The sequence below is a fragment of the Trichocoleus desertorum AS-A10 genome, from assembly GCF_039962155.1.
Classification (GTDB): domain Bacteria; phylum Cyanobacteriota; class Cyanobacteriia; order FACHB-46; family FACHB-46; genus Trichocoleus.
Map to the genome: position 1 here is coordinate 162,919 of NZ_JAMPKN010000003.1, position 24,826 is coordinate 187,744.

The 24,826-nt window shown below is 49.4% G+C and carries 19 protein-coding genes; 11 read left to right on the top strand and 8 right to left on the bottom strand.

The annotated features are described in order from the left end of the window. Window positions 1–81: 81 nt before the first annotated feature. On the top strand, window positions 82–2,472 hold the full coding sequence (locus NDA01_RS07585) for an ATP-dependent helicase (protein WP_348227458.1): 2,391 nt from the start codon (window positions 82–84) through the stop codon (window positions 2,470–2,472). On the opposite strand, the gene NDA01_RS07590 is transcribed toward NDA01_RS07585, so the two are convergent. The 3 genes from NDA01_RS07590 to btpA all read right to left on the bottom strand — a co-directional run bounded on the left by NDA01_RS07590 (window position 2,473) and on the right by btpA (window position 5,836). After that, the gene (locus tag NDA01_RS07590; protein ID WP_348227459.1) at window positions 2,473–3,711 is read right to left on the bottom strand and encodes a choice-of-anchor tandem repeat NxxGxxAF-containing protein; all 1,239 of its coding nucleotides are present in this window, start codon (window positions 3,709–3,711) and stop codon (window positions 2,473–2,475) included. It abuts the gene before it with no gap. Window positions 3,712–3,964: 253 nt separating this feature from the next. Then, window positions 3,965–4,885 carry a vitamin K epoxide reductase family protein gene (locus NDA01_RS07595; RefSeq protein WP_348227460.1) on the bottom strand — a complete coding sequence of 307 codons (921 nt, stop codon included), beginning with the start codon at window positions 4,883–4,885 and terminating at the stop codon, window positions 3,965–3,967. 93 nt (window positions 4,886–4,978) lie between these two features. Then, window positions 4,979–5,836, bottom strand: a complete 858-nt coding sequence (btpA, locus tag NDA01_RS07600; RefSeq protein ID WP_348227599.1) for a photosystem I biogenesis protein BtpA — start codon at window positions 5,834–5,836, stop codon at window positions 4,979–4,981. Window positions 5,837–6,113: 277 nt separating this feature from the next. Between btpA and NDA01_RS07605 the strand changes: the two genes are divergently transcribed. The 3 genes from NDA01_RS07605 to NDA01_RS07615 all read left to right on the top strand — a co-directional run bounded on the left by NDA01_RS07605 (window position 6,114) and on the right by NDA01_RS07615 (window position 9,389). Next, on the top strand, window positions 6,114–6,260 hold the full coding sequence (locus tag NDA01_RS07605; protein ID WP_190551454.1) for a hypothetical protein: 147 nt from the start codon (window positions 6,114–6,116) through the stop codon (window positions 6,258–6,260). Between the two features lie 5 nt (window positions 6,261–6,265). After that, window positions 6,266–7,582, top strand: a complete 1,317-nt coding sequence (gene rimO / locus NDA01_RS07610) for a 30S ribosomal protein S12 methylthiotransferase RimO (protein ID WP_348227461.1) — start codon at window positions 6,266–6,268, stop codon at window positions 7,580–7,582. Between the two features lie 376 nt (window positions 7,583–7,958). After that, a complete protein-coding gene (locus NDA01_RS07615; protein ID WP_190436852.1) occupies window positions 7,959–9,389 on the top strand; it encodes a DEAD/DEAH box helicase in 1,431 nt (476 codons plus the stop codon). Window positions 9,390–9,590: 201 nt separating this feature from the next. Here NDA01_RS07615 and NDA01_RS07620 read toward each other — a convergent pair whose 3' ends face one another. Next, window positions 9,591–10,316: a LuxR C-terminal-related transcriptional regulator gene (locus NDA01_RS07620; protein WP_348227462.1), complete on the bottom strand. Its 726-nt coding sequence runs from the start codon at window positions 10,314–10,316 to the stop codon at window positions 9,591–9,593. A 94-nt stretch (window positions 10,317–10,410) separates the two neighbouring features. On the opposite strand from NDA01_RS07620, the gene NDA01_RS07625 reads away from it, so the two are divergent. Beyond that, a complete protein-coding gene (locus NDA01_RS07625; protein ID WP_348227463.1) occupies window positions 10,411–11,064 on the top strand; it encodes a DUF3386 domain-containing protein in 654 nt (217 codons plus the stop codon). A gap of 174 nt (window positions 11,065–11,238) precedes the next feature. Here NDA01_RS07625 and aspS read toward each other — a convergent pair whose 3' ends face one another. From aspS to NDA01_RS07640, 3 genes are all read right to left on the bottom strand, one after another. Further along, entirely contained in the window at window positions 11,239–13,026 is a 1,788-nt protein-coding gene (gene aspS / locus NDA01_RS07630; RefSeq protein WP_348227464.1) for an aspartate--tRNA ligase, read from the bottom strand. 336 nt (window positions 13,027–13,362) lie between these two features. Beyond that, window positions 13,363–13,806 (bottom strand): hypothetical protein, encoded by a 444-nt coding sequence (locus NDA01_RS07635; protein WP_199295764.1) that lies wholly within the window; start codon window positions 13,804–13,806, stop codon window positions 13,363–13,365. A gap of 134 nt (window positions 13,807–13,940) precedes the next feature. After that, entirely contained in the window at window positions 13,941–15,476 is a 1,536-nt protein-coding gene (locus NDA01_RS07640; RefSeq protein WP_348227465.1) for a glycosyltransferase family 39 protein, read from the bottom strand. A gap of 250 nt (window positions 15,477–15,726) precedes the next feature. Between NDA01_RS07640 and crcB the strand changes: the two genes are divergently transcribed. Together crcB and mgtE are read left to right on the top strand one after the other, a co-directional pair. Next, window positions 15,727–16,161 (top strand): fluoride efflux transporter CrcB, encoded by a 435-nt coding sequence (gene crcB / locus NDA01_RS07645; protein ID WP_431193343.1) that lies wholly within the window; start codon window positions 15,727–15,729, stop codon window positions 16,159–16,161. Window positions 16,162–16,243: 82 nt separating this feature from the next. Further along, window positions 16,244–17,635, top strand: coding sequence for a magnesium transporter (gene mgtE, locus NDA01_RS07650; RefSeq protein WP_190436865.1), 1,392 nt, complete (start codon window positions 16,244–16,246; stop codon window positions 17,633–17,635). A gap of 203 nt (window positions 17,636–17,838) precedes the next feature. Here the strand turns inward: mgtE and NDA01_RS07655 are convergent, their stop codons facing one another. Beyond that, a complete protein-coding gene (locus NDA01_RS07655) occupies window positions 17,839–18,753 on the bottom strand; it encodes a choice-of-anchor A family protein (RefSeq protein WP_348227466.1) in 915 nt (304 codons plus the stop codon). Window positions 18,754–19,421: 668 nt separating this feature from the next. On the opposite strand from NDA01_RS07655, the gene NDA01_RS07660 reads away from it, so the two are divergent. From NDA01_RS07660 to NDA01_RS07675, 4 genes are all read left to right on the top strand, one after another. Next, complete coding sequence (locus NDA01_RS07660; protein ID WP_348227467.1) at window positions 19,422–21,503, top strand: DICT sensory domain-containing protein; 2,082 nt, start codon at window positions 19,422–19,424, stop codon at window positions 21,501–21,503. Between the two features lie 123 nt (window positions 21,504–21,626). Then, window positions 21,627–22,052 carry a photosystem I reaction center subunit II PsaD gene (gene psaD / locus NDA01_RS07665; protein WP_190436875.1) on the top strand — a complete coding sequence of 142 codons (426 nt, stop codon included), beginning with the start codon at window positions 21,627–21,629 and terminating at the stop codon, window positions 22,050–22,052. Window positions 22,053–22,332: 280 nt separating this feature from the next. Then, entirely contained in the window at window positions 22,333–23,880 is a 1,548-nt protein-coding gene (trpE, locus tag NDA01_RS07670) for an anthranilate synthase component I (RefSeq protein ID WP_348227468.1), read from the top strand. 304 nt (window positions 23,881–24,184) lie between these two features. Next, on the top strand, window positions 24,185–24,817 hold the full coding sequence (locus NDA01_RS07675; RefSeq protein ID WP_190436881.1) for a Crp/Fnr family transcriptional regulator: 633 nt from the start codon (window positions 24,185–24,187) through the stop codon (window positions 24,815–24,817). Window positions 24,818–24,826 lie beyond the last annotated feature (9 nt).

The window sequence follows — 24,826 nt, forward strand, 5'->3', positions numbered from 1 at the left end:
CAGTGGTGCGATGGCGATCGCTCAGTAACTCTGTTGTTCCAGGATCTGTTGCCCTAGGATCTGTTGCCCCAAGATTCAGTCATGACTTCTCAAATTCCCACCAACTCAGACCCCAACCTTTTCGATTCGCTCACGCCCGCTCCTTTACTCAACAAACCTTCGCTGGAATCTCTAGGCGAGTTGAGAGCCAGAGCCTTAGAGCAGATCCGAGCGGGTTTGCGGCCTGGACAGCAGCAAATGGCGGATTGGCGAGGTGGCCCTCTGGCAGTCTCAGCAGTTCCGGGTGCAGGAAAATCAACTGGGATGGCAGGGGCAGCAGCGATCGCGATCGCCCGTTACCAGTTGCATAGCAGCCGTCAATTGGTGGTCGTCACCTTTACTCGCTCGGCTGCCGCCAACATCAAGGCCAAAATTCGCCAAGCGCTGCGAACCATGTCTCTGCCTCAGGGTGGCTTTTTGGTACAGACATTGCACGGCCTAGCGTTGAACATTGCCACTCGCCATCCTGAGCTTTCTGGACTTAACTTAGAGCGTCTGACTTTAATCTCTCCGACACAAAGTCACCGTTTAATTCGGGCTTGTATTGAGCAGTGGATTGCGGATCATCCATCGCTATACCAGCGCTTGTTAGAAGGGCAACATTTTGATGGAGAAGAGACCGAACGGCTACGGCGGCAGTCAGTCCTACGAACAGAAGTCTTGCCAGAACTGGCGCAAACGGTCATCCATGAAGCCAAGAGTTCTGGCTTGCTGCCCCAAGATTTGCAGCGCTTAAGCAAAGAGATTACCTCTGATGAATATTCCGTCTTAGAAGTCGCAGCAGGGCTGTATGAGCGGTATCAAGCTTTGCTGCGATCGCGAGATTTTATCGACTACGACGAAATGATTTTGTCTGCCTTGCGAGTGCTAGACAATGACAGTGCTCGTCAGCTTTGGCAAACTCAAACATTCGCTGTGTTTGAAGACGAAGCCCAAGACTCCACACCGCTCCAAACCAAGCTACTGGAGATTCTATCTACTAATCCCAGCGATGCCGAGCAACTACCCAACTTAGTGCGGGTGGGCGATCCCAACCAAGCAATCAACTCCACTTTCACCCCGGCTGACCCCATTTTCTTTCGTGACTTCTGCGAAAATTGCAGCACCCAAGACCGACTCGTGACGATGGATCAAGCGGGTCGCAGCACCCAGATCATTATTGATGCCGCTAATTTTGTCTTGGCCTGGGTAAATCGTACCTATGGAACTCCGCGATCGCAGACCTCGCTAGCTGCCAACAGCACTACCTTACCTTTCCGACCCCAGCACATTCGCCCGGTTGATCCCGAAGATCCTCAACCGGATGCCAACCCCACCCCTACGGGGCGAGGGCTAGAGCTATACACTCCCCGCGACACCTATCACACCGTGGAGCTGATTGGGCAGCGGGTGATCGAACTGTTTGCTCAAGACCCCCAAACGCAAGCGGCTATCTTAGTCCGCGAAAATAAACAGGGGCGCTTTATCGCGGAGCGCCTAAGTTATCTCAAGCCAGACTACGGTATTGAAGTTTATGATGTCGGCGATCGCGATCGGCATTCGCGGGTTCCAGGGGAGATCCTGGCGCTGCTGCAATTCATCGATCGCCCTCATTCTCCCGATAACTTAAAAGCAGCGCTCACGGTTTTAGTCGAGCGGCAGTTAATCCCCTCGCAGGATTTGAATGCGATCGCCAGCCTACCAGAGCAGTTGCTATATCCTGGACCGCTTGATCCCCCGCAAAGCGATCCGGTGCAGAAAGCCCGCCGTTTCTGTACGAGTTTGCTACGAGCCCGCTTGGAATTGCCGCATTATCAATTCATTTCTTTCCTAGCTTTGGCGCTGAACTATGACCAAGCCGAACTGGCCACCGCAGATAAGCTAGCCGAACGCATCGCGCAGCAAACAGTGGGGGATAGCTCCATGACCGCGATGTTGATGCGGCTGAGCGAAATCGTTAGTTCAGAAAAATTTGAACCTGTGGAAACAGAAAACTCAGAAGCTCGTTACACGCGATCGGGCCAACTAACCATTATCACGATGCACAAGGCCAAAGGGTTGGATTGGGATTACGTATTTCTCCCCTTTCTACATGAGCAAACGATCCCTGGCGGTCTGAGGATTCTGCCTCAATCCCAATTTCTTGGCGATTTTACGCTTTCTGAGGTTGCTCGTGCCCAGATTCGCGCTAGCCTACATGGTCAGTTTCCTCTCCCTGATGTTGCGACTGCCTGGGAGCGAGCAGGGCATCTGAAACTAGCTGAAGAGTTTCGGCTACTCTATGTCGCCATGACTCGCGCCAAACGGTTGCTGTGGATGTCTGCGGCCCAAAAGGCACCTTTTACTTGGGGTAAGCCTAACAATCTAGAAGACAAAAAACCCTGCCCCGTGCTACCCGCGCTAAAGCGCCAGTTTCCAGAAGCAGTGGTTTCAATAGCCGTACAGCCAAACTAGTTATTTTGTCAGTCGAAGTTTGAGCTTGCTGCCTAAACCAATTGCCCCTAGCAGCAGTAAGCCTATCCCAGCGGTTGGTTCAGGTACGGACTGAGCTGGGTCTTGACCTGGTTTAGTTTCAGGCTTGGTCGGAGTATTTGGTATGTCTGGGTCAGCTCGGTAAATTCCTTCTGTACCGTCTGCTAGTTGGGCATAGAACGTGAGTTGCCCAGCATTGTTTAACCCTTCGCGCGAGAACCACAGGCTCGCTACCGTAGACCCAAAGAGTGGGTCACCAGGAATATTCTGCCAAGAATTCCCAGCTGCAATGACTTTATCGGCTATGGGATCAGGCCCCGTAAAGATCCCAAGCCCCCCTGCTTTCAAGGGGGCAAAAAAAGCGACTGTACCTGCATTGTTGATCGATGGAGTGCCGAAGCTAAAGGAGGAAAACGCACCATTGCTGTCTGCAACCAAGGTTGAAGTGGTACCATCACTCTTAAAAATTCCTCCTAGAGTGGTGCCAAAAGCGCCTGTTACAAAAGCAACGGTGCCTGTATCGTTGATCGATGGGTAGCCAACAAATCCAAAGGTTCCGGTCGAGGCGATCGCTCTGCCATCTGTAGTGGTAATCTTTCGCCCTACCTCTGTAGTCACATAAGCCGCGGTACCAGCATTATTAATTGAGGGAGAATCAGTGCTCTTAAAGAAGCTGTCACCCACTTCAGAAATCACGGTTGTTGTTGTGCCGTCACTAATAACGACATTCGCTTTGCCATAAAAGGAATCGGTGAAGAAAGCAACAGTTCCAGAGTCGTTAATTGAAGGTGGCCCAAATTCTAATCCAGTGAACGGAGCAATAGTGGCAGCGGTCTGACCATTACTAGCAAAAATTCCGCCACTGCCTGAGTCTAGAAAGCCAGTGAAGGCTACAGTTCCTTGATTGTTGCTAGACAGAAGCGTATCAAAGCTCCTGAAAACACCGCTTGTATCAGCAATGGTTGTGGTTGTTGCCCCATCTCCAGCAAAAATACCTGTCTCCCCTACATCTAAACCAGCCCAAAAAGAAACGATGCCGTGATCGTTAATCACTGGAAAGCTACTGAAGGAGCTAAACTGACCACTTGTATCAGCAATTCTGGTAAACGTATAAGCTTGAGCTTCTGCACTAGCTAAAAAACTGACAGTGACTCCCACAACTGCCACTGGAAAGGCGACATCTAACTTCATATCCCTGAATATCCCTATACGCAGCTTCATAAGTTCTCCTGCTTTCTAACCCAGAAAATTTGGGATTTGCGTAGAATTACATTGACGTGGCTGAATTATGGCTGAGACGGGTAGAAAATGGCTTTTGGCCGAGCAGCTTTTTACCAATCATTCACATCAACTTGCCATTACTTGATGAAAAGTAATTAGATTTACCACTTATAAAAAATGCGATCGCCCTTAGATTTCTCTAGAGTTGCGATCGCACTAAAAACTAATTTTGGCCAAAGTCTAAATCGGAAACTTACTGAAAGTTTTTGGGGCCTTGATAGCCTGAGAGCTCAGCTAGCTTTTGTAGAGATTGGGTTCCTCCGAAAAACTGTCCATTCACTTCCCAGGTAGGATAGCCTTCAATTTTCTGAGCTTTGCAGACTTCAGGTTGAGCATTTTGTCCACTTGGATCACATTCAATGTAATTGATTTGTTTGGCACCTTCACGACCAAACAGTTGCTTCTGGTCATTGCAATGGGGACACCAGTAAGCGCCATACATTTTGGCCCCGACTTGAGTCAGATGCTTTGCTAGCGCGATTTGGGCAGGGTTAGAAGGGGTTGTTACTAGGGCACCAGCTTCTCCAGCGCCAGAACCAGAGGCATTGGTATTCCCAGCCCCATCGATATTGGCATAAACTCCCAGCGTCCCGACTAAGGTCACTAATCCAACGGCCACACCTGTGAAAAAGATTTGACCCACATCCTCCCAGGTTCGGCCCAAGACTGTCAGGACGAGGAAACTAACTGAGAATAGCGCCGATGCTAGACAGTAGAGGCACAACGCCTTAATCTCGAATGCCAGCAGGTACATTAAGTAGCCGCTAAACACTGTCATGGCTGTGCCGATCGCTAGCATTAGCGGCCAAGTCCAGTTCTCTAACTTAGAGCGCAAATCTTTATTGGCTGAAGCATTCACCAGTAAAGGCGCGATCGCCAGAATCCCCATGCTGGCGTAGCCCAAAAAGCCAAATAAGGTCAGTGGCAAACCAAATACTGTGGCGTAAGGGCTAGAAAGTACCTGCTCGCAACCGCTCGTTGGGCAGGCAGCAGACCCTCCCGCCAGTTTGGTAATGGTTAGGTAGCCTGTTCCTAAAGCTCCCACAGCCGCGATCGCGGCAATAATTAACCGAGACCAGCGATGAATCCAAGGAGTAGAACGTCGGCGTCTCATAAAACCCCTATGCAATTAACTGAACTTGATCATTGCCAATTTAGCTTATAGCAACCCATCTAGTGAGTTACCACTCCAATGTTTATTAGAGTCTTATTCTGAATAAGAATGAGCCGTAACTGAAGGCATGGCCTTGGCTTGCCCTTTCATCGCTAAACTGCGACGCATTGATTCCACAAAGCGGCTCACCCGAATTGGGTCTACAGGCTGTTCAATGCGACCATGCCGTTTTAGCGAGCTAGAGACAATCACCCCATCCGCTGCTTGAATCAAAGTCGGAATGTTTTCCCAATCCGCGCCACTACCAATAAATACAGGCGTGCCATTTGCTGCCGCAGTCGCCAGTTCCAAATCTTCTAGGCTAGGAGGACTGCCTGTGGCCCAACCAGACAAAATCACCCCATCCGCTAAACCGCGCTCAATGGTTTCTTGCACCGCTGTGGTCAAATTAGGTGATCCCAGGGGTCGGGCGTGCTTCACCAACACATCTGCCAGGATTTTGACATTGCTGCCCAGTTCTCGACGATAGCGTAAGAGTTGATGCGCTTGCCCTTCGATCAGACCTTGATCTGTTGCCATCACCCCGGTTAACACGTTGACGCGAATAAAGTGAGCTTGCACACAAGTCGCGATCGCCATCGCACTCTGAGCATCGTTACGCAAGACATTGATCCCGATGGGCACCGTCACCAGGTGCATCAGCCGTTGCACAATCAAGCTCATGGCACTCACCACCGCCGGATCAACCCGATCTTTGGCGAAGGGAGCATCAAAAAAATTTTCGACGATAATGCCGTCTACGCCACCGGATGCCAAAGCCGTGGCTTCCTGCTCGGCGCGATCGATCACAGCTTTGAGGCTCCCTCCCCAACGCGGCGAGGCTGGTAAAGGCAGCAAATGCACAACACCAATGATGGGATTAGCGGTTTTGAATATGTGATTTAAGTCCACTTGCTTCAAATATCTCGGACTCAGCGGCAAAGGTCAGATAATCAAAATGATAACTTCTTACCGCGCTTCTATTCGCCGCAAAAATTGATTCGCTAGATTACCTTTGGCCCCACGCTTCTGTATTACAGACAAACTGTAAGCCTGTCTCAGACTTGCGATCGCTTTTGCAAAATCACTTTAATTAGCTTAGATAAGGCCGAAGTGAGCCTCAACCAGTTGCTAAGCACTAATCGTTATTGAAGCAGCTTAATATGTTGTAACCGTCAAATTGTGCGATATGATGAACATTCGTGCTTATTTAGCGATTGCAGTCAACGGCCTCCATCGGAAAGCAAACCAGCGGGGGTGGAAAGGCGATCGCAACACTCTTAACGACCTGACCTATCCCTGTCTCAACGCTTACTCAATACTTACCGAATTCTGAACTTCATGGGCAATAAGCCAACTATTTCCGTCGCACATTTAGGCTGCGAGAAAAATCGGATTGATACTGAACATATGCTCGGTCTGCTCGTGGAAGCAGGCTATCAAGTTGACACCAACGAAGACTTAGCTGATTACGTCATCGTCAACACTTGCAGTTTTATTCAAGCGGCGCGAGAAGAATCTGTCCGCACCATTGTGGAACTGACTGAAGCCAACAAGAAAGTGGTAATTACAGGCTGTATGGCGCAGCATTTCCAGCAAGAACTGTTGGATGAGTTACCCGAAGCAGTTGCTTTAGTTGGTACAGGTGACTACAACAAAATCGTCAATGTGATTCAGCGGGTAGAAACAGGGGAGCGCGTCAAGGAAGTAACGGCAGAGCCGACTTACATTGCTGATGAAACCACGCCTCGTTACCGCACCACCACTGAGGGCGTAGCTTATCTACGAGTGGCAGAGGGTTGCGATTACCGCTGTGCGTTCTGCATTATTCCGCACCTGAGAGGCAATCAGCGATCGCGCACCATTGAATCGATTGTGGCCGAGGCTGAGCAATTGGCAGCTGAAGGGGTGCAAGAGATTATCTTGATCTCTCAAATCACCACTAACTATGGTTTGGATATCTACGGCGAGCCGAAACTGGATGAATTGCTGCGGGCTTTAGGGAAAGTCAATGTGCCTTGGATTCGCATGCACTATGCCTATCCGACCGGGCTTACCCCCAAAGTTATTACCGCCATTCAAGAAACTGCTAACGTTCTGCCCTATCTAGATTTGCCGTTGCAACATTCTCACCCAGAAATTCTGCGGGCGATGAATCGGCCTTGGCAAGGTCGCGTCAACGACAGCATTATTGAGCGGCTGAAAACTGCTCTACCAGATGCGGTTCTGCGTACCACCTTTATTGTCGGCTTCCCGGGGGAAACCGATGAGCATTTCGAGCACCTGTTGCAGTTCGTCGAGCGGCATGAATTTGATCACGTCGGTGTGTTTACCTTTTCAGCCGAAGAGGGCACTCCTGCCTATAGCCTGCCAAATCAAGTACCGCAAGCTATAATGGATCAGCGTCGTGATGCGTTGATGGCTCTTCAACAACCCATTTCCTTGAAGAAGAATCAAGCTGAGATCGGGAAAACCGTTAACGTTCTGATTGAGCAAGAAAATCCTGAAACTGGCGAGTTGGTTGGGCGTTCGGCTCGCTTTGCTCCAGAAGTTGACGGTGTTGTCTACGTTCAAGGCGAGGCAGCACTGGGAACCTTAGTTCCAGTTACGATTGTCGACGCTGATGTTTACGATCTTTATGGTTGCGTTGCACCCTAACAAAAATTAAGGTTGGACAATTTTGTCACTTAGGTCGTAAAATTTCTTAATATGACAGCTATTGACCAGGTGCTCATAAGCGCTGGTTAGTTACAAGAACCTTGGCAAGACCAAGTAGAGGGTTCTAGCCGCAAGTCTTTAATGGCAATGTACCTGTTTAGGAGGGTACAGCTTGCAAATTGCCGAAGTGGATAAAACCTTCTAGATCAATACGCTCAGTCTTTGGCAGGGTTCAAACGGCGGACGGCATCCCGTCGAAGCTCGTTGAGGGTGAAGTCGACTCGACTCCCTACGATACGAGAAAACTGCGACCAAGCTTTTCATGCTTGGGGCGGGAGTATGCCATGCGATTCATGACCCTTATTTACTAAACTGCATGACTCTTTCGTTTCAAAGTCTCGGCCTCTCTGAAGCCCGCGTTCAACATCTAGAAAAGATCGGTTTTACCACTCCCAGTGCAATTCAAGCCCAAGCCATTCCCCATCTGTTGGCAGGCCGTGACGTAGTAGGCCAAGCCCAGACGGGTACAGGTAAAACTGCTGCCTTCTCGCTGCCCATCCTAGAGCAGATTGATTTGAATGCTGTAGGGGTGCAGGCCTTGATCCTAACTCCCACTCGTGAGTTGGCTGTTCAAGTCAGCCAAGCCATTCGTACCTTTAATGATGAGCGACGACTGCACATCCTACCGATTTATGGTGGGCAAGCAATCGATCGCCAAATTATGCGCCTCAGACAAGGCGTACAGGTAGTGGTAGGAACTCCGGGACGAGTGTTAGATTTGCTCGACCGTGGCGACCTCAAACTCAATCACCTGCGTTGGTTGGTGTTGGATGAAGCTGATGAAATGCTCAATATGGGCTTCATCGATGACGTGGAAAAAATCCTGACTCAGGTGCCCACAGAGCGTCATACTGCTTTCTTCTCGGCCACCATGCCCCCTTCGATTCGCAAGTTGGTCAACCGATTCTTGCGATCGCCCATCACAGTCACGATTGAGCAGCCCAAAGCCGCTCCTTCTCGGATTAACCAAGTTGCTTATATGGTGCCCCGTGGCTGCACCAAAGCTAGAGCTTTGCAACCGATTCTGGAACTAGAAGATCCTGAATCCGCGTTGATCTTTGTGCGGACTCGTCGCGCTGCGGCGGAACTCACTAGCCAACTGCAAGGCGCAGGTCATAGCGTGGATGAATATCACGGTGACCTGAGCCAAAGCCAACGGGAGCGCCTCCTACATCGCTTCCGGGAGACTCAAGTTCGTTGGGTTGTGGCTACCGACATTGCCGCTCGGGGTATCCACGTCGATGACCTGACTCATGTCATTAACTACGATTTGCCCGATAGTGTCGAAAACTATGTTCACCGGATTGGTCGGACAGGTCGTGCAGGCAAAGAAGGAACCGCAATCTCTCTGATTCAACCCCTGGATCGTCGCAAACTGCGCGATATTGAGCGTCACATCCGCCAATCTCTGGAAATTCGCTCGATCCCCACTCGGGCTATGATTGAAGCGCGTCACATTGAGAAGCTGCAAGCGCAATTGCGTGAAGCACTAGCTGGTGAGCGGATGGCTTCCTTCTTGCCTATCGTGGCGCAACTGGGTGAAGAGTATGACTCCCACGCGATCGCTGCTGCTGCCCTGCAAATGATTTACGATCGCAGTCGTCCTACTTGGATGCAATCTGAGGCTTATGAGGATATCGTGACTGACGACAAGCCTCGTCTCAACTCTGGTTCTAAGCCCAAGCCAGTTAAGAAAGTAATCAAGACTTCTCCTGCGCCTCAAGCCTCTGGTTCCAAAAACGGCTAATCTTCTCCGCGTTCAAACATGAATAGATTTCCCCCTTGTCCCAAGTTAGACAAGGGGGTTTCTTTTTTGAAGATATCTCCACAAATTAACCCCGTAGCGTGTGTTAGGCGAAGCCGTAACGCACGAACTCCAAATATGTGGTGCGTGATGCTAGCGCTCACGGCACCCTACGAATTATTTGGTATTGCTTGAACTGCTGATTCAGGGATTAAGGCTGTCTCCTAAGCGAGCTACCATTTCGGTGCGAGTGGAGACGTTGAGCTTTCGGAACATGCGTTTTAGGGCTTGTTTTACGGTGTTCTGAGTGATCCAGAGCTTTTCACCGATCTCTGCATTTGTCAGTCCTTGGGCGACTAGTTCCGCAATTTGTTGCTCCCGCTCGGTGAGGCGATCGCTAATCGAGGGCTGCAAGCGGGGTGGGGTTTGGGGTCGGAAAACGGCCAAACGGGCTGAAAGATGCAAACATAGACCACTCAAGCTAGCCAAATCTTGCAAATTAAAGGCAGGAGCATCACTGGCACGGGTGAAGTAAGCGCCACCAATTAAGCGGCCATGATTGACGATCGGTCCCATCATCACATGCTCTTGGTCGTAGTAGGCGTAGCAATTTTGGTATAGCTCCGATTCTTTCCAATCGTTGCCCGCAAACACTACTCCTTCGTGAGTGGGCGCATGGTGCTCAAACACATAGCGCAACACGGGATCAGTGCTGCGACCAATTTTCTCGTAGCGCTGCACGAAGGCATCTACATTCGGGCCGCCTTGAATATCTACTTCTGCTGCTTGAGATTGCTCATTTAACAAACACAAGCCCCAACATTCGGCATCGAAATATTCCCCTGCTTCTTTCATAAAAAGCAGGCGGAGCGCTTTTTCATCGGAGGCGGCAGCGATCGCTTGAAAGAAGTTATGGGGAGATTTGCCCATTAATCAAGGTGTACCCACTTGAGGTCTATGCAGTCTGAGTGCCTGCCTTCTATCTTAAGAATAAGAAACAAAAGCAGAAGACGTAGGAAAACTCATGACAGTCGCACAAGTATCCGCTCCAGAGCTTTTTAGAGCTGCTTACGAAAATCGCTACACCTGGGATAAGAGCTTCCCTGGCTACACCGCTGATGTCACCCTAAAGCACGACGGTCAGGTATTTACTGGCAAAGCGCGAGTCAGCGCTGGCTTTAAGCCTGAAGTTGAAGGGATCGAGAATGAGGACGCTAAGCAGGCGATTCACGGCCAGTTGTTCGAAATTGCCATCCACCGGGTTCGCCGCACCTTTGAAGAAACCCACGGCAAGAACAGTTTCTCCTTTGGTAATACCGATGAGACGGGTGCTGTGGAAATTCTGATGGGGGGCAAGGCAGAAGGCGACCGCTATAAAGTGCGGGATAACGAGGTGTGCTTGGTGCACCGTCACATCCACGGCGTTGTGGTCACGATCAACACGTTTAGCAGCCACGACACGGGTGAAGGCTACCTGTCTCACCGTTATGACTCGGTTTACCACGATCCCCAGACGGGTGAGCAGAAAGGTGGCAAGAGCCTATTTGAAGATGAATACGAGAAGGTGGGTAACTTCTATATCCTGAGCCGTCGAGCAATTTCTACCGAAACCGATGGTCAGACTTCTGTTCAGGAGTTCCTCTTCTCAAATATTCAACTATTAGAAGCAACTGCCTAAGCAGTCACATTAGGTTGAGGTCGGAAAACCCAACCTACAAAAGCCACAGGAACAACAGATAGGGGCGGGCTGAGTAGAAAAGCGATTAGTAAAATCAGCATTTTAAGCAAAACCCGCCCCTACCACTAATGCAATCGAACGACTGCAATTAAACGGCTCCGTGAGCCTGACGCTTTAAGTTTTTGGTTTGTAAGTAGAGGCGACATGCAGCTCCTTGAGTTGCTTGTCATCCACGCCCGAAGGCGCACTGGTTAGCAGACAACGAGCTTGCTGCGTTTTTGGGAAGGCGATCGCGTCTCGAATCGATTCTTCACCCGACAACAACATCACCAAGCGATCGAGTCCATAGGCAATGCCACCATGAGGCGGAGTGCCGTACTCAAACGCTTCGATTAAGAAGCCAAACTTACTTTGAGCTTCCTCTTCGGGTAAACCAATGGTCTCGAAGACTTGGGCTTGCAAATCAGGTTGATAGATCCGCAGGCTACCACCCCCAACTTCAAAGCCGTTGAACACCAAGTCGTAGGCTTGAGCGCGAGCTGTTTTTAGGTCATCGCGGTCGTCTGGGTGGGGTGCGGTGAAGGGATGGTGCAGCGCTTCGAGGCGCTTCTCGTCAGCATTCCACTCGAACATGGGGAAATCGACGATCCAGAGTAGATTGATCTTTTCGGGATCAATTAGATTCAGTTCTTGGGCAATTACTTGGCGGAGGCGATCGAGGGTTTTGTTTACCAAGTCGGTTGGACCAGCACCAAACAGCAACAAATCACCTGCTTTAGCGCCAGTACGGGCCAGTAACTCTTGCTTTTGCTCAGCAGTTAAGTTGTCCTTAATCGCGCCAATGGTGTCAATTTCGCCATCTTCGCGCACGCGGATGTAAGCTAGCCCCTTAGCTCCAGCGTTGCAAGCTTCTTGGAATAAGTCACCACCGGGTTTAATCCGCACGTTGGAAATAGCGTCGTTGCCACCGGGAATCGGCAGTACTTTGACAATGCCGCCGCTGGCTACCGCTCCAGAGAACACTTTGAAGCCAGAATCCTTGACCAAATCGGAGACTTCTACTAGTTCTAGGTTGTAGCGGGTGTCAGGCTTATCAGAACCATAGCGATCCATCGCCTCTTTATAGGTCAGACGGGGGAATGGTCTAGGCAAATCAATCCCTTTAACGGTCTTAAACAAATGGCAAACTAAGTCTTCGTTTAGGGTCAGAATTTCCTCTTGCGACATGAAACTCATTTCCATGTCTAGTTGAGTAAATTCAGGTTGGCGATCGGCCCGTAAATCTTCGTCCCGGAAGCAACGAGCCACTTGGTAGTAGCGATCGAACCCTGACACCATCAGCAATTGCTTGAACAACTGTGGCGACTGCGGCAGCGCGAACCAATCTCCGGGGTTGACGCGGCTGGGCACTAAGTAATCCCGTGCACCTTCCGGGGTGGAGCGAGTCAGGATTGGCGTTTCAACTTCGATAAAATCTTTGGCATCTTCTAGGTAGCGCCGCAATGTTTTGATGATTTCATGACGTAGCCGCAGATTGCGATTCATGCGATCGCGCCGCAAATCTAAGTAGCGATATTTCAGGCGCAAATCTTCTCGTACAGCCTCGTTGTCTGCCGTAGAAACCTGGAAGGGAAGTTGCTTGCGAACCGCATTCAACAGCTCGACCTGATCAGCGTAGATTTCAATTTCTCCCGTGGGCAGCCGAGGATTGAGCGAGTCATCAGGGCGGCGAGTCACCCGACCCGTGACTTGGATGACATACTCGTTGCGGAAATCACCCGCTGGCTCGTAAGAATTGGGGGTGCGTTCCGGATCGCTGACAATTTGGACAATGCCAGTGCGATCGCGTAGGTCTAGAAAGATCACACCCCCGTGATCGCGGCGACGGTCTACCCATCCACACAGCGTGACAGTCTCTCCAATATTTTCTGCTCGGAGTTGGCCGCAATAATGGGTTCGCATAGCTAATGATTCAGAGTTCTTGCTTTTCAGAATTAATGAAATTGAAGTTGAGGCTCAGGAGAAGCTGCCAAAAGCGCAGTACGTCCTAGGGATGTTTAGCGAAACCTTCCCATTATCCAGCATTTTGCTTGCGCTTCTATCACTGAGTCTGAGCTGAATGAGATGCAGGGTTTGTCTGGAGTGCCCAAGGCTGGATAGCTCAATCAAAGCTAGATCCTGTTCAACCCCATTCATAAAAGTAGGGGCACGAAAAAACCGTACCCCCGAAATTTGCGGAACGTTGGACTGCCACGTAGCAATCCTATCGGTCATGCACCCAAGCCTGAACAGTTCGCTTTACTTAGGACGAGTAGCCATTAAGCTATTCCAAGCGAGTCTAGCTGCATCTGCAAGTTGAAAACCAACGGACTCAATTTCACCTAGAATGACGTGCCAGCTTTTATCAGCTTCTTTTTGTAAGGTTTGAATCGTCTGCTCCAAATGCTGGGGATCGATCATCAATTGGCTTTGTTCGACTGCTGTTCTCGCTTGGCGGACGGCGTTGAGGTAAGCATCACGGCTGAGATCGCCCGCAGATTGCACTTCCGCTTGAGCGCGCTTCCGAATGGCTGCGATCAACGCTTGAGTTTCACGTTTAATTTCGTCATCTTCCTCAGTTAGTTCAACGGTCACGATCGCATCGGTTTGGGAATTGACCAGCGCCGTATTTTCGCCAGAAGTGGATGGAGGATGGATTTCGACAACGACGGTTTCTGCGTTCGTTGGTTCATCAGAACTCATAAAGGGCCTCCAAAGCGGGTAAGGCTAAGTAATTAGGATGGCTGACGCAATTAGTAATGATGCGACAAATCCAATCTAACCAGTTTGGCGAGATTTGGCAGGTAAACAGGACACAGAATCATCAGGCAGCCAATTCATGATGATCGGTCGCTGGGTACCTTGGGACTGTTGCCTTGTTCTAAGTGCCAAAGATGTTGGACCCGTGGTACTCGCTGAGAATGGAATGCTTGCTGGGTTAATGTTTCTCGCAAATTTCGTGAAGGCTCTAGCAAAAAGACATCACTGAACTCTTGGATTACTTGCTGAGAAACGATCGGTTGCTGAGGTTCTAAGGTTAGTCGCAATTTCACGTCCGGTTCTAGAAGATGGCTTAAAGCAAGTACCTCACCAAAACTAGAATCGCTGATCACGAGAGCGTGAGGAGACTGATTAATGACTCGTGCGATCGCTGGATTTGCATTGCTGCTGTATTTGTGCCACCAAGTGGTTGCCGACGTACTAGTAGCGCAAGAGATAATGCCAAGGCCCGCAAGAATAGCTAATAGCGATCGCCAAAAGTAGGGGAAGTCGCTTTTAGGGGCGAAAATCTTGACGCTCAACAAGTAAGTAACCGCAAGTTGAATGGCGATATAGCAAGGAATCAAATAGCGGTTGATCAGCGATCGCCGTCCTCCACCTATCAAATCCGGTGCTGTAAAAGCAAATAAGGTAACACCTAGTAGCGTGACAATAAACAACCAAGTTGGCTTAGGAGCGTTACGGATCACAAAGTAAAGTGAGTAGGCCACTAGTACCAAAATTGGCAGTATCAGGTAGGTAAGCGGGTTTTTTAAGCTAAACTGCACATCTAAAAATAAGCGACTGAGGTTTAAGGCCCAAATTTTAATAAAAGCTGACAAAGGAATAGGTGTGGCAGTCCAGCCTACTCCATCAATTTGCTTAAGGTATGGCAGCCAGGGTAGGAAACCGACAAAGGCTATCAGAGAACTAGCTAAGTAAGCTTTCCAAGTTTTGTTCAGCCGCCAACCCTGGGTAAGCAAGACGTAGAGTCCATGACTCACAACGACTAATCCTTGGAGGATGCATGAGTAGAATCCAAGGACGATGGTGAGGCTATATACTCCCCAACTTACTTTAGTTTGCTGTCTTATAGCACTGAGTAGAGCGGCACTACAGAGCACAACTGTTGCGGTCCATAAGCTATACTCCCTGGCTTCCTGGGCATAAAGCACATGAAAGGGAGATACGGCAAATAAGGCGATCGCAGTCCAGCCTGGAACTGCCGAGCCAAACAATTCTCGACAAAGCCAATAAAGGCTTGGAAAGATTAATAAACTTAGAAACGCAGATAAACTTCTTAAGGTTGCAATGGAAGTGCCAAATATCTTGAGCCAAAACCAACCTAGCAAATAATAAAGTGGTGGATGCTGAGGATCATTTGTTGCAAGTTGTTTGACAGTATCTAAAGCGTTTCTGTCAGGGCTAGAGAATTGATATTTGGAGATATCACTAGCTCTAAGAGTTTGACCATTAAAAATATTTGCAATTATTTCAGTTCGAGAGTGACCTGAAAGCCAAAGCGAAGTGTAAGCCTCATCTTTCCAATAAACTTTTTGTCCTAGATTGACAAATCGGAAGCAAATGCCTAGCACTAGCAAAAAAATACACAAAAATTTTAGCCAGTGGGAAACTGTGCTTGAGTTTGCCCATGTCTGTTTGGTAAAAGGTTTAGCGTTCATTGAGGAGTATTGGATGAAAAAGAACAAAATTGAATCTGAGTTTGCTCGTTATTTCTGTAAGAAAGATGACGGAGTTGCGCTTTAAAGGTTAGATATGGCGCTGACGCAGGTTTGCTCTGACTGCTACACATCCTAATCCTTGTTAAGTGTTTTGCTTCCTTAATAGGCTGACCCGAGAATAGTGTTGACACGAGTGTTGTACTTTATGGGGTTGTTAGTGTTTCAAGACCCTGCACTTCGAACTCCGATCGCAATTAGTTTAGGGGCGATCGCGGGGGCTCTCAGCCGTTACTACTTGACAGTTTGGTTTACCCAACGCTTTGGCACAAGCTTTCCTTATGGAACGTTTGTCATTAATCTAACGGGTTGCTTGGGCATGGGATTTTTCTCGACTCTGGCTTTAGAGCGGATTGTTGCTATTTCGTCCGAGCTGCGCTTGTTAGTGGCCACTGGGTTTCTCGGTGCCTACACCACCTTTTCTACCTATGGTTTGGAGACGGTAAGCTTATTGCGGAACCAAAATCTGTGGTATGCGGGTTTATATGGGGTGGGCAGTGCCGTGCTGGGAGTGATCAGCATTCAGCTAGGTACAGTTTTGGCTCGTGGGCTGAAGTAGAAGCAGGCTATACCGATTGCCTACCACTGACCCGTAGACTGAAGGTAGCAAGTGACGTACTCCTAAGTTGAGGAAATCCGCCTTGACTGAATATCTCTCCTCTCCGTTGCCATCTACTTCGCGAACTGAACTTCGACAGTTGGTGCGATCGCAACTCCAAGCCCTGCTAGAACAAGGAAATTTGCCAGGGGCCAAAGCGTTGTTGGTGCCTGTGCAAGCCCCTGATGCTGCCGAGGCGATCGAGGGTTTACCTGAAACCCTGCAAGTGATCGCCTTTCGCTTATTACCCAAAGGTGAGGCGATCGAAGTTTATGAGTATCTAGATTCTTCGGTGCAGCAAGCTCTAGTTCAGGAGTTTAAGCGTCAGGAAGTCTTAGACATTGTCGATAAAATGTCTCCTGATGATCGAGTGCGCTTGTTCGATGAATTACCCGCTAAGATTGTCACCCGCCTGCTGGAGCAGCTAAGTCCTTTAGAGCGCCAATCCACTGCTTTGCTATTGGGTTACGAACCAGGCACAGCAGGGCGAATTATGACACCTGAGTATATTTCCTTAAAAGAAAGCTTTACGGTTTTCCAAGCCTTAGAACGGATTCGCAGTCTCGCCAAATATACCGAGACAATTTATTACCTTTATGTAACGGATGCAGCCCGCTGTTTGACAGGTACTCTGTCACTGCGAGAATTGGTAGTGGCACAACCCCAACAAACGATTGGGGAGATCATGACTCGTGATGCGCTCTCTGTGCAGACAGATACAGACCAAGAAGAAGTAGCTCGACTGATTCAACGCTATGACTTTTTGGCGGTTCCCGTGGTAGATACGGAGCGGCGGCTGGTAGGGATTGTTACGGTCGATGATGTGCTCGACATTTTGGAGCAAGAGACGACCGAAGACATCTACGCGCTAGGTGGCGTGCAGTCGGATGGCGACAACTATTTCCAAACTAATTTGTTTACCGTAGCGCGGCGGCGAGTTGTCTGGCTCTTTGTCCTGCTGCTCACGAATACGGTGACTGGCACGATTATTAAAGCGCAAGAAGAACTGTTGCAGCAGGTAGTAACGTTGGCTGCCTTTATTCCCTTACTCACAGGCACTGGGGGCAACGTCGGGGCTCAGTCTTCTACGGTGGTGATTCGAGGCTTGAATACAGAGGATATTCGGCTGAAAGAAGCGCTACGAATTATTCGGCGGGAGGCGATCGCAGGGATTTTACTCGGCCTAATTTTGGGGAGTATCACGATCGTCTGGGCCTATTTTCTCCAGGGCAATTTAATGGTCGCCATAGCGGTAGGGATCAGTTTGCTCGCGATCGCGCTATTGGCTTCCGTGTCTGGCTCGGCTCTACCCTTTCTGTTTCGTTCTCTAGGGCTTGATCCAGCTCTGATGTCAGCTCCTTTCATTACTACTGCCGTAGATGTACTAGGCGTACTGATCTACTTCAGTTTGGCGCGGCTAATTTTGCGGCTGTAGAGTGTGCCCGTCAGTAAAGACAAAATAAAAATGAAGGCTGGGTTAGCAAGCCTTCACTTAAATCTCAAGTATTCATGACTATCAACCTTGCAACAAACAGCTCCTGGCTATAAGCTTCCGACTATAAACTAAAGACATCTCAGTTCTCAATCAAATCCACCAGGCAGGCTCTAGTTCGGAGCTGTTGTTTAACAGGTTTGTATCTATGCAGCCTGCTTGGTTTTCCGACGAGATGCTGCTAAAGCTGCAGCAGCGAAACCTAAACCAGCTAAGGTCGCAGGCTCAGGAACACTAGCAGGGGGCTGTTCAACTGGAGGACGACCCACATGGTTGAACTGGCCAGTGCCAGTTAAGCCAGCCGCAACCAGCGTGCCATTCATTTGACCATTATTAAACTCAAACTTGGCTTTGGGAGCTAGGATGCTACCTTCAATTCCTACCGCAGAAGCCGTAATGTTGGTTGCTTCAAAGAAGTTGAATAGAATATTTTGCTTGTCAACGCCTTTTAGCGAGAAACCAAAATTCTGGAAGGAAACATTTTTACCGCTGACGTTAACAATGAAGTTACCGGAGCCTTCGAAGCTCAAACCTGTAGCGTTTGCTAAATCAGTGCCTTCCAAATCAAAGACATTGGTAGAGCCTGTGCCCGCTAAATTAATTCCGCCCCAGGATGTCACTTCTGCATCAGTTGCAGTGCTAGACAAATAGGATTGCGACAGATTCACTAGAGATTGACCCGCTTTGCCAAAGTCGATGGGGTTGCCTGACTTCAGTGCACCACCTTGGAAGTCAACGCTAGTTAGATTTGCGCTGCCACCCACAACGGCATTGCCGTACACTGTGCCATTTTTGAAGTCAAGATCGTCACCCACTACTAGGGCATCGCCACCTTGGTCCTTAAGGCCAACACTATAGTTACGCAGGGTGGCATCACCAGCGATCGCCATTTTGCCTTCAGTGTCTGAATCTAGATTCACATCACCCAAAACAAAAACGTTATATCCGGTTGCAGCACCTAAGTTGACGGTAGCAGCACTGACCTGGGTAGAAAAACCAAGAACTGCAGTGGCTCCTGCAGCCACTACGGGCACCCATGAGAAGAAAGCTTTAGTGTTCATAGCGGTGGACTACGAAAGGTTACGTAAGTTACAAACTCATCCTATTCAGGGAATCTACGGAAAACAATCTCAAAAAACGGTTGTCTATACACTCTTTATAAACAAACGTTGTTTTATAAAGCTGATATAAAAAATGCTGGCCTTTAGAGCTTGTGATATTGCTAGATATACGGTGATATAAGGATTCTCGGGATTCCGGTAGAGGAAAATAGCTTATAAATGCCTCTAATTTTATTAATTAATGTACTTAACCAAACTTGGCTAAAAAGCGAGCTATTTTACTTTTTGAATTTGAATTTTTTCTAACACTTTGGGCGTACTTCTGAAGAAGGAGTAAATAAAAACTTAGATAAGCTGGCGATCGCTGAGTGGATAGAGTTTAATGGCTATTCAGAGAGCGAAGGGCGAATTTTGCCCGGCTAGCTGGTGCTCAACTTGCGATCGCTCAGTCAAAATAGGAAAGAAAACTTTCGATAACCGCTAACACCTAAATCCTGATTAAGATAGGTTGTGGTCGGTGGCATAAGTGCTGGGTTGCCAGTTGAGCCTTTGCCGCCAGCCTGAGCGCTAGATTGCCTCTCTAGAGCTATAGCGTGGGAATTAGGCGCAGTCTATCTCAATACCGCTCTCCCGTGGATTGTGTCCCGCCTGGACTGATAAAAACCTGAATGAGTACCCATACTTCCGTGCTGGAAGCTCTGCTACAAGCCCTGCCCGAACTAAGACCGCAACTATACTTCAAGTCCTCCTTGACAGCGTTGTCTCATGCAATGGAAGACCAAGTTTTGGCGGGAACCGAACGGCCTTTGGTGATTGCTAGCTTCCAGCGAGAGCGTTTCTATCGGCAGGAAGCACATCGTTATCTACGGATTGCTGAACGCACCAATCAGGTCTATGTCTTAGCAGCACCAGAAACCGATTTTGCCAATCGTTCAGGCAGTTACGAAACCATTGCTTTTGAGCCGCCCGATCAACTGACCCATGAGTGGCATTTGGTGGTAATTGGGCAGCAGTATGCTAGCTGTTTGGTTTGTCGCGAGCGTGAAAGCCCGACTACCAATCCAATCAGGCTCCGGCGAGATGCGCTACCGCCACCTGAGCAACCCGCGATGGATCAAACCCGGCGCTTTGAAGGGGTATGGACATTTGACCGTCAAGTGACCTGCCAAGCGGCTGAACTCCTGCTAGATCGAGTGTTGGAGTATCGACCTGAATTAGCAGACAAAGTAGCGCAAGCCAAAGCTGAGTTTTTGGGTAAAAAGCCGTCTGGGTTGCAAGGGATTGACCCTGATCCCTTTGTCGAGCGGCTGTTGACCTATCTGCAAGCGGGCCAGTACAAATTGCTCAAAACCTATCGCTCGATCGCGGCTCAGGAACGCAAAGAGCGGTTGGTTAACTCGATCAGTTCAGCCATTCGGCGATCGCTCAACCCAGACGAAATCTTCAAAGTAGCAGTGCAGGAACTAGGGCAAACCCTCCGCGTTTGTCGCTGCCTAATGTATCGCTGTCGCGCCACAGATGCGACAGCCACAATTCAGTATGAGTTTCTCAGTCCCAATGCCATTTGTGCCGACTCAGCGGTAGATGGGGCAACAGCTACAGCAGCGATTACCGCGCCTTCTTTAAATGGTCAAACTTGGCCGTTGCAAAACAATCCTTTATTTCAGGAAATTGCTCAGAAGGGCGAGTTGATCCACATTGAAGATACGACCAAGGATGCCCGCATCACTGGCAACGCAGACTTGCAGGCACTAAGCGATCGTTGGCAGATTCGTTCTTGGCTAATGGTGCCCCTGCTGTATCAAGATCGCTTGATGGGCATGGTAGAACTGCATCACTGTGGCGCTTTACCTCATCGCTGGGCTGATGATGAGTTGTCTTTAGTAGAGGCGATCGCTACTCAAGTGGGAGTGGCCTTGATTCAAGCGGAAGCCTACGCCAACTTAGAAGATTTAAACCAACAGCTCGAAGCGTTCGATCGCACCCGTAGCAACTTAATTGCCATCACAGGCCACGAACTCCGCACTCCCCTTTCCACGATTCAAGTGTGCCTAGAAAGCCTTGCTAGCGAGCCGGATATGCCGTTGGAACTGCGGCAAGTCATGCTCAGCACCGCCTTAAGTGATGCAGAGCGCATGCGTAAACTGGTACAAGATTTTCTCACCCTCTCGCGCTTAGAGAGTGGACGAGTGCAGTGGAACTTAGAACCGCTGCCTTTGCAGGAATGTGTGGATCTAGCTCTGAGCAGCATTCATTCTCGGCAATCTCAAGAACAGTTGCCCCAGATTGCGGCCCAAGTGCCTCCAGAATTACCGTTGGTACGAGCCGATGGTGAATGGTTAGTCGAGGTACTCTCAAAGCTACTGGAAAACGCTTGCAAATTTACTGAGCCTGAAGGCCAAGTCACCATTGAAGCTCGCCGGAATGGTAGACAAATGCTGGAGGTAACGATTACCGATACAGGCCGAGGCATTGAACCGAATCGGCTGGAAGCGGTGTTCGATCGCTTCTATCAAGAGGAAGGCGCATTGCGCCGCACCACAGGAGGCACAGGTTTAGGCTTAGCCATTTGCCGCCAAATTATTACGGGCTTGGGGGGGCAGATCTGGGCGGAATCAGCCGGAAGAGATCAAGGCAGTCGTTTCCACTTCACGATTCCGATTAGTCGAGAAGGACGAGAGACGCGATCGCCTAATGTCCAAACGGGCAATTCCAAGATGCGGCATAAGCGGATCACTACGCGTCCTTAACAATTTAAAGAATTGTCAAGCCGTAATACTGAAGAACTGTAACAGTTCCTGACAAAGTAGATAGACGGGTTCCGTCTCAGTGATAGGATGCCGTAAAACGTTCAGACGTTCAGAGAGAAATTCATGGCAGAAACCCTTACTGGACAAACTCCTTTATTTGGCGGCAGTACAGGTGGCCTACTAACCAAAGCTCAAGTCGAAGAGAAATACGCCATCACTTGGACTAGCCCCAAAGAGCAAGTGTTTGAAATGCCAACGGGTGGAGCGGCAGTTATGCAGCAAGGTGACAACTTGCTGTACCTAGCTCGTAAAGAGCACTGCATCGCCCTCGGAGGCCAGCAACTGCGGGCAAAATTCAAAATCACTAACTATAAGATCTATCGGATTTTTCCGAATGGCGAAATGGAGTACCTGCATCCTAAGGATGGTGTGTTCCCTGAGAAGGTGAATGCAGGCCGTCCTTACGTGGGTAAGAAAGAACGCCGTATTGGTCAAAACACTGACCCCTCTAAAGTCAAATTTAGCGGTGAGTCAACTTATAGCGTCTAGGGCTAGCTGCTTGAGTTCTCATCTCGAAGCTTGATGGAGTTTTTGAATTTTCAAAAATTCTTTCAAAGTGTTCGGATGGTTGCTTAGTGCAGTTTAATTGATTGACAGGACAAAGACAGTTGAGTCTCGGATGGCTTGCTCCCTCCGAGGCTTTACTTTTTAAATCAATAAAGTGTTTTGATTTATTTGCATCCCTTCAACCTCAACCAGCATGACTCAGGTCAATCCATTTCGCCAGTAAAGTGTTACTTGAGTCCCTCCCAGACTGAACCATACAGCCATGATTTTCCCGGATTTTTCGCAATTTTCAGCCCTCGCTCAGCAAGGTAATTTCATTCCGGTTTACCAGGAATGGGTGGCAGATTTAGAAACGCCTGTTTCAGCCTGGTATAAAGTTTGTGCAGGGCAACCCTATAGCTTTTTGCTGGAATCTGTAGAAGGGGGTGAGCAACTCGCTCGCTACAGTTTGTTGGGCTGTGATCCGCTGTGGATTTTGGAAGCGAGAGGCGATCGCACCACTCAAACTCATCGTGATGGTTCCGTTCAAGAGTTTTCCGGCAACCCATTAGATATTTTGACGAGTTGCTTGCAACCTTACCAACCTGTCAAGTTGACAGAGCTACCGCCGGGTATTGGGGGATTGTTTGGGTTTTGGGGCTACGAATTGATTCGTTGGATTGAACCGCGCGTTCCGGTTTATCCCGCTACAGAGGCAGACCTGCCAGATGGTTTGTGGATGCAGGTAGATAACCTGTTGATTTTTGATCAAGTGAAGCGCAAGATTTGGGCGATCGCCTACGCGGACTTACAGTCGCCAGGGGTAGATCTGGCCCAGGCCTATGAGCAAGCCTGCGATCGCGTCCGGCAGTTAGTCAGCAAGCTACAGCTACCGTTATCTGGCACCGACACCGTTCTTGAATGGACTCCACCTAGCAGTCTCAAAGCCGCTCCGCCGCTAAATTACACCAGCAATACCTCACAAGCTGACTTCTGCGCCAACGTAGAGAAGGCTAAAGAGCACATCAAAGCAGGGGATATTTTCCAGGTCGTCATTTCTCAGCAGTTGGCGACAGAATACCGTGGCGATCCTTTTGCTTTGTACCGCTCCCTGCGTTTAATTAATCCCTCGCCCTACATGGCTTATTTCCACTTCCAGGACTGGCAAATTATTGGCTCCAGTCCAGAAGTAATGGTGAAAGCTGAACGGACCTCTGACCCCCAAGGCCCCTTAACTGCAACTCTGCGCCCGATCGCTGGTACTCGTCCCCGTGGCAAGACTACGGCAGAAGACTCAGCACTAGCCACAGACCTTCTGCAAGACCCCAAAGAGATTGCCGAGCATGTCATGCTGGTCGATTTGGGCCGCAACGACCTAGGGCGAGTCTGTCAAAGTGGTACGGTCAAAGTCGATCAGTTGATGGTGATTGAGCGCTACTCCCACGTCATGCACATCGTCAGCAATGTCATTGGTGAATTGGCCTCTGACCAAACGGCTTGGGATTTGCTCAAAGCTTGTTTTCCCGCTGGAACGGTGAGCGGAGCCCCAAAGATTCGGGCAATGGAAATTATCCATGACTTAGAGCCTTGTCGGCGGGGGCCTTACTCCGGAGCTTATGGCTACTACGATTTTGAAGGGCAGCTCAATACCGCGATCGCCATTCGGACGATGGTGGTTCGTAGCCAAGGCGATGGCAAGTACCGAGTCAGTGTTCAAGCAGGCGCTGGCTTGGTGGCGGATTCGGAGCCAGAACGCGAGTACCAGGAAACCCTTAATAAAGCTAGAGGGCTACTAGAAGCGATTCGTTGCCTCCATGCTGATGTAGGTTGACTGATAAAGTTGACTGACAAAGTTGATGGGCAAGGGCTGGCTGACAAAGTTTGGCTGACAAAGTTTGGCTGACAAAGTTTGGCTGGCAAGGGCTGACCGAGTTAACTCTAGTGTGAGCTAGCATACTTGACCCTACTCTAGGCAGCAGTTAACCTAATTGAGCCATACTGCTGTCTGGTAGTTTGTCTTGTGAGCAAGATCACAAGCGGCATAACCAAAATTTAACCGGGCGTAAACCCAGCAATTAACTTCCCTTGAGCTCGAACCTCTAAATTAAGGGAAAGATTTAGCCTGGGTAATTGGTATGCTCCATTCTTTTGCCTCTGAGGCAGGCTCTCAGCCCGATTTACGTCAGTTGCTGGAGGAGCTTTACGAAGGCCGCAGTTTATATCCATATAGCAGTGGTCAGTCCATCCGCATGGCCCCCCAGGAAATTTGGATTGTCTGTCGCGGGGTGGTGCAGCTCAGTACCCTCTACCCCAACGGCGATGAAGCTTTGCTGGGTTTAGCGGGACCTTCCATGCCTTTTGGGTTGCCATTGACGCTGACCCATCCTTATCAAGCCACCGCTTTATCTAATGTTGATTTAATGCGGCTAACCGTGGCTGATGTGGAGCAATCTTCCACTCTGACGAAGGGAATTCTGCGCCACGTCAACCGCCGCTTACGGCAGACGGAAGCAATTTTAGCTTTGGTGGGGCATCGCCGAGTTAAAGATCGGTTGTGCCATTTGTTGTTGTTGCTGAAGCAAGAAATTGGCTTGCCTACTGCCGAAGGCACTCGCCTAGGCGTCCGGTTGACTCACCAACACTTAGCCAATGCGATCGGCACGACGCGGGTTACTGTGACTCGCTTGCTGGGTCAGCTAAAAGAAGAAGGATGGCTGAATGTAGATCGGAACCACCATATTGTGATTCCGTCCCAGACCACCCTATAAGTCAGCCAC

Bases quoted from the DNA above. Each gene is read 5' to 3' on its own strand.
- NDA01_RS07585 (WP_348227458.1), top strand. From the start codon at position 82: ATGACTTCTCAAATTCCCACCAACTCAGACCCCAACCTTTTCGATTCG.
- NDA01_RS07590 (WP_348227459.1), bottom strand. From the start codon at position 3,711: ATGAAGCTGCGTATAGGGATATTCAGGGATATGAAGTTAGATGTCGCC.
- NDA01_RS07595 (WP_348227460.1), bottom strand. From the start codon at position 4,885: ATGAGACGCCGACGTTCTACTCCTTGGATTCATCGCTGGTCTCGGTTA.
- NDA01_RS07605 (WP_190551454.1), top strand. From the start codon at position 6,114: ATGATGAACATTCGTGCTTATTTAGCGATTGCAGTCAACGGCCTCCAT.
- rimO (WP_348227461.1), top strand. From the start codon at position 6,266: ATGGGCAATAAGCCAACTATTTCCGTCGCACATTTAGGCTGCGAGAAA.
- NDA01_RS07615 (WP_190436852.1), top strand. From the start codon at position 7,959: ATGACTCTTTCGTTTCAAAGTCTCGGCCTCTCTGAAGCCCGCGTTCAA.
- NDA01_RS07620 (WP_348227462.1), bottom strand. From the start codon at position 10,316: ATGGGCAAATCTCCCCATAACTTCTTTCAAGCGATCGCTGCCGCCTCC.
- NDA01_RS07625 (WP_348227463.1), top strand. From the start codon at position 10,411: ATGACAGTCGCACAAGTATCCGCTCCAGAGCTTTTTAGAGCTGCTTAC.
- aspS (WP_348227464.1), bottom strand. From the start codon at position 13,026: ATGCGAACCCATTATTGCGGCCAACTCCGAGCAGAAAATATTGGAGAG.
- NDA01_RS07635 (WP_199295764.1), bottom strand. From the start codon at position 13,806: ATGAGTTCTGATGAACCAACGAACGCAGAAACCGTCGTTGTCGAAATC.
- NDA01_RS07655 (WP_348227466.1), bottom strand. From the start codon at position 18,753: ATGAACACTAAAGCTTTCTTCTCATGGGTGCCCGTAGTGGCTGCAGGA.
- NDA01_RS07660 (WP_348227467.1), top strand. From the start codon at position 19,422: ATGAGTACCCATACTTCCGTGCTGGAAGCTCTGCTACAAGCCCTGCCC.
- psaD (WP_190436875.1), top strand. From the start codon at position 21,627: ATGGCAGAAACCCTTACTGGACAAACTCCTTTATTTGGCGGCAGTACA.
- trpE (WP_348227468.1), top strand. From the start codon at position 22,333: ATGATTTTCCCGGATTTTTCGCAATTTTCAGCCCTCGCTCAGCAAGGT.
- NDA01_RS07675 (WP_190436881.1), top strand. From the start codon at position 24,185: ATGCTCCATTCTTTTGCCTCTGAGGCAGGCTCTCAGCCCGATTTACGT.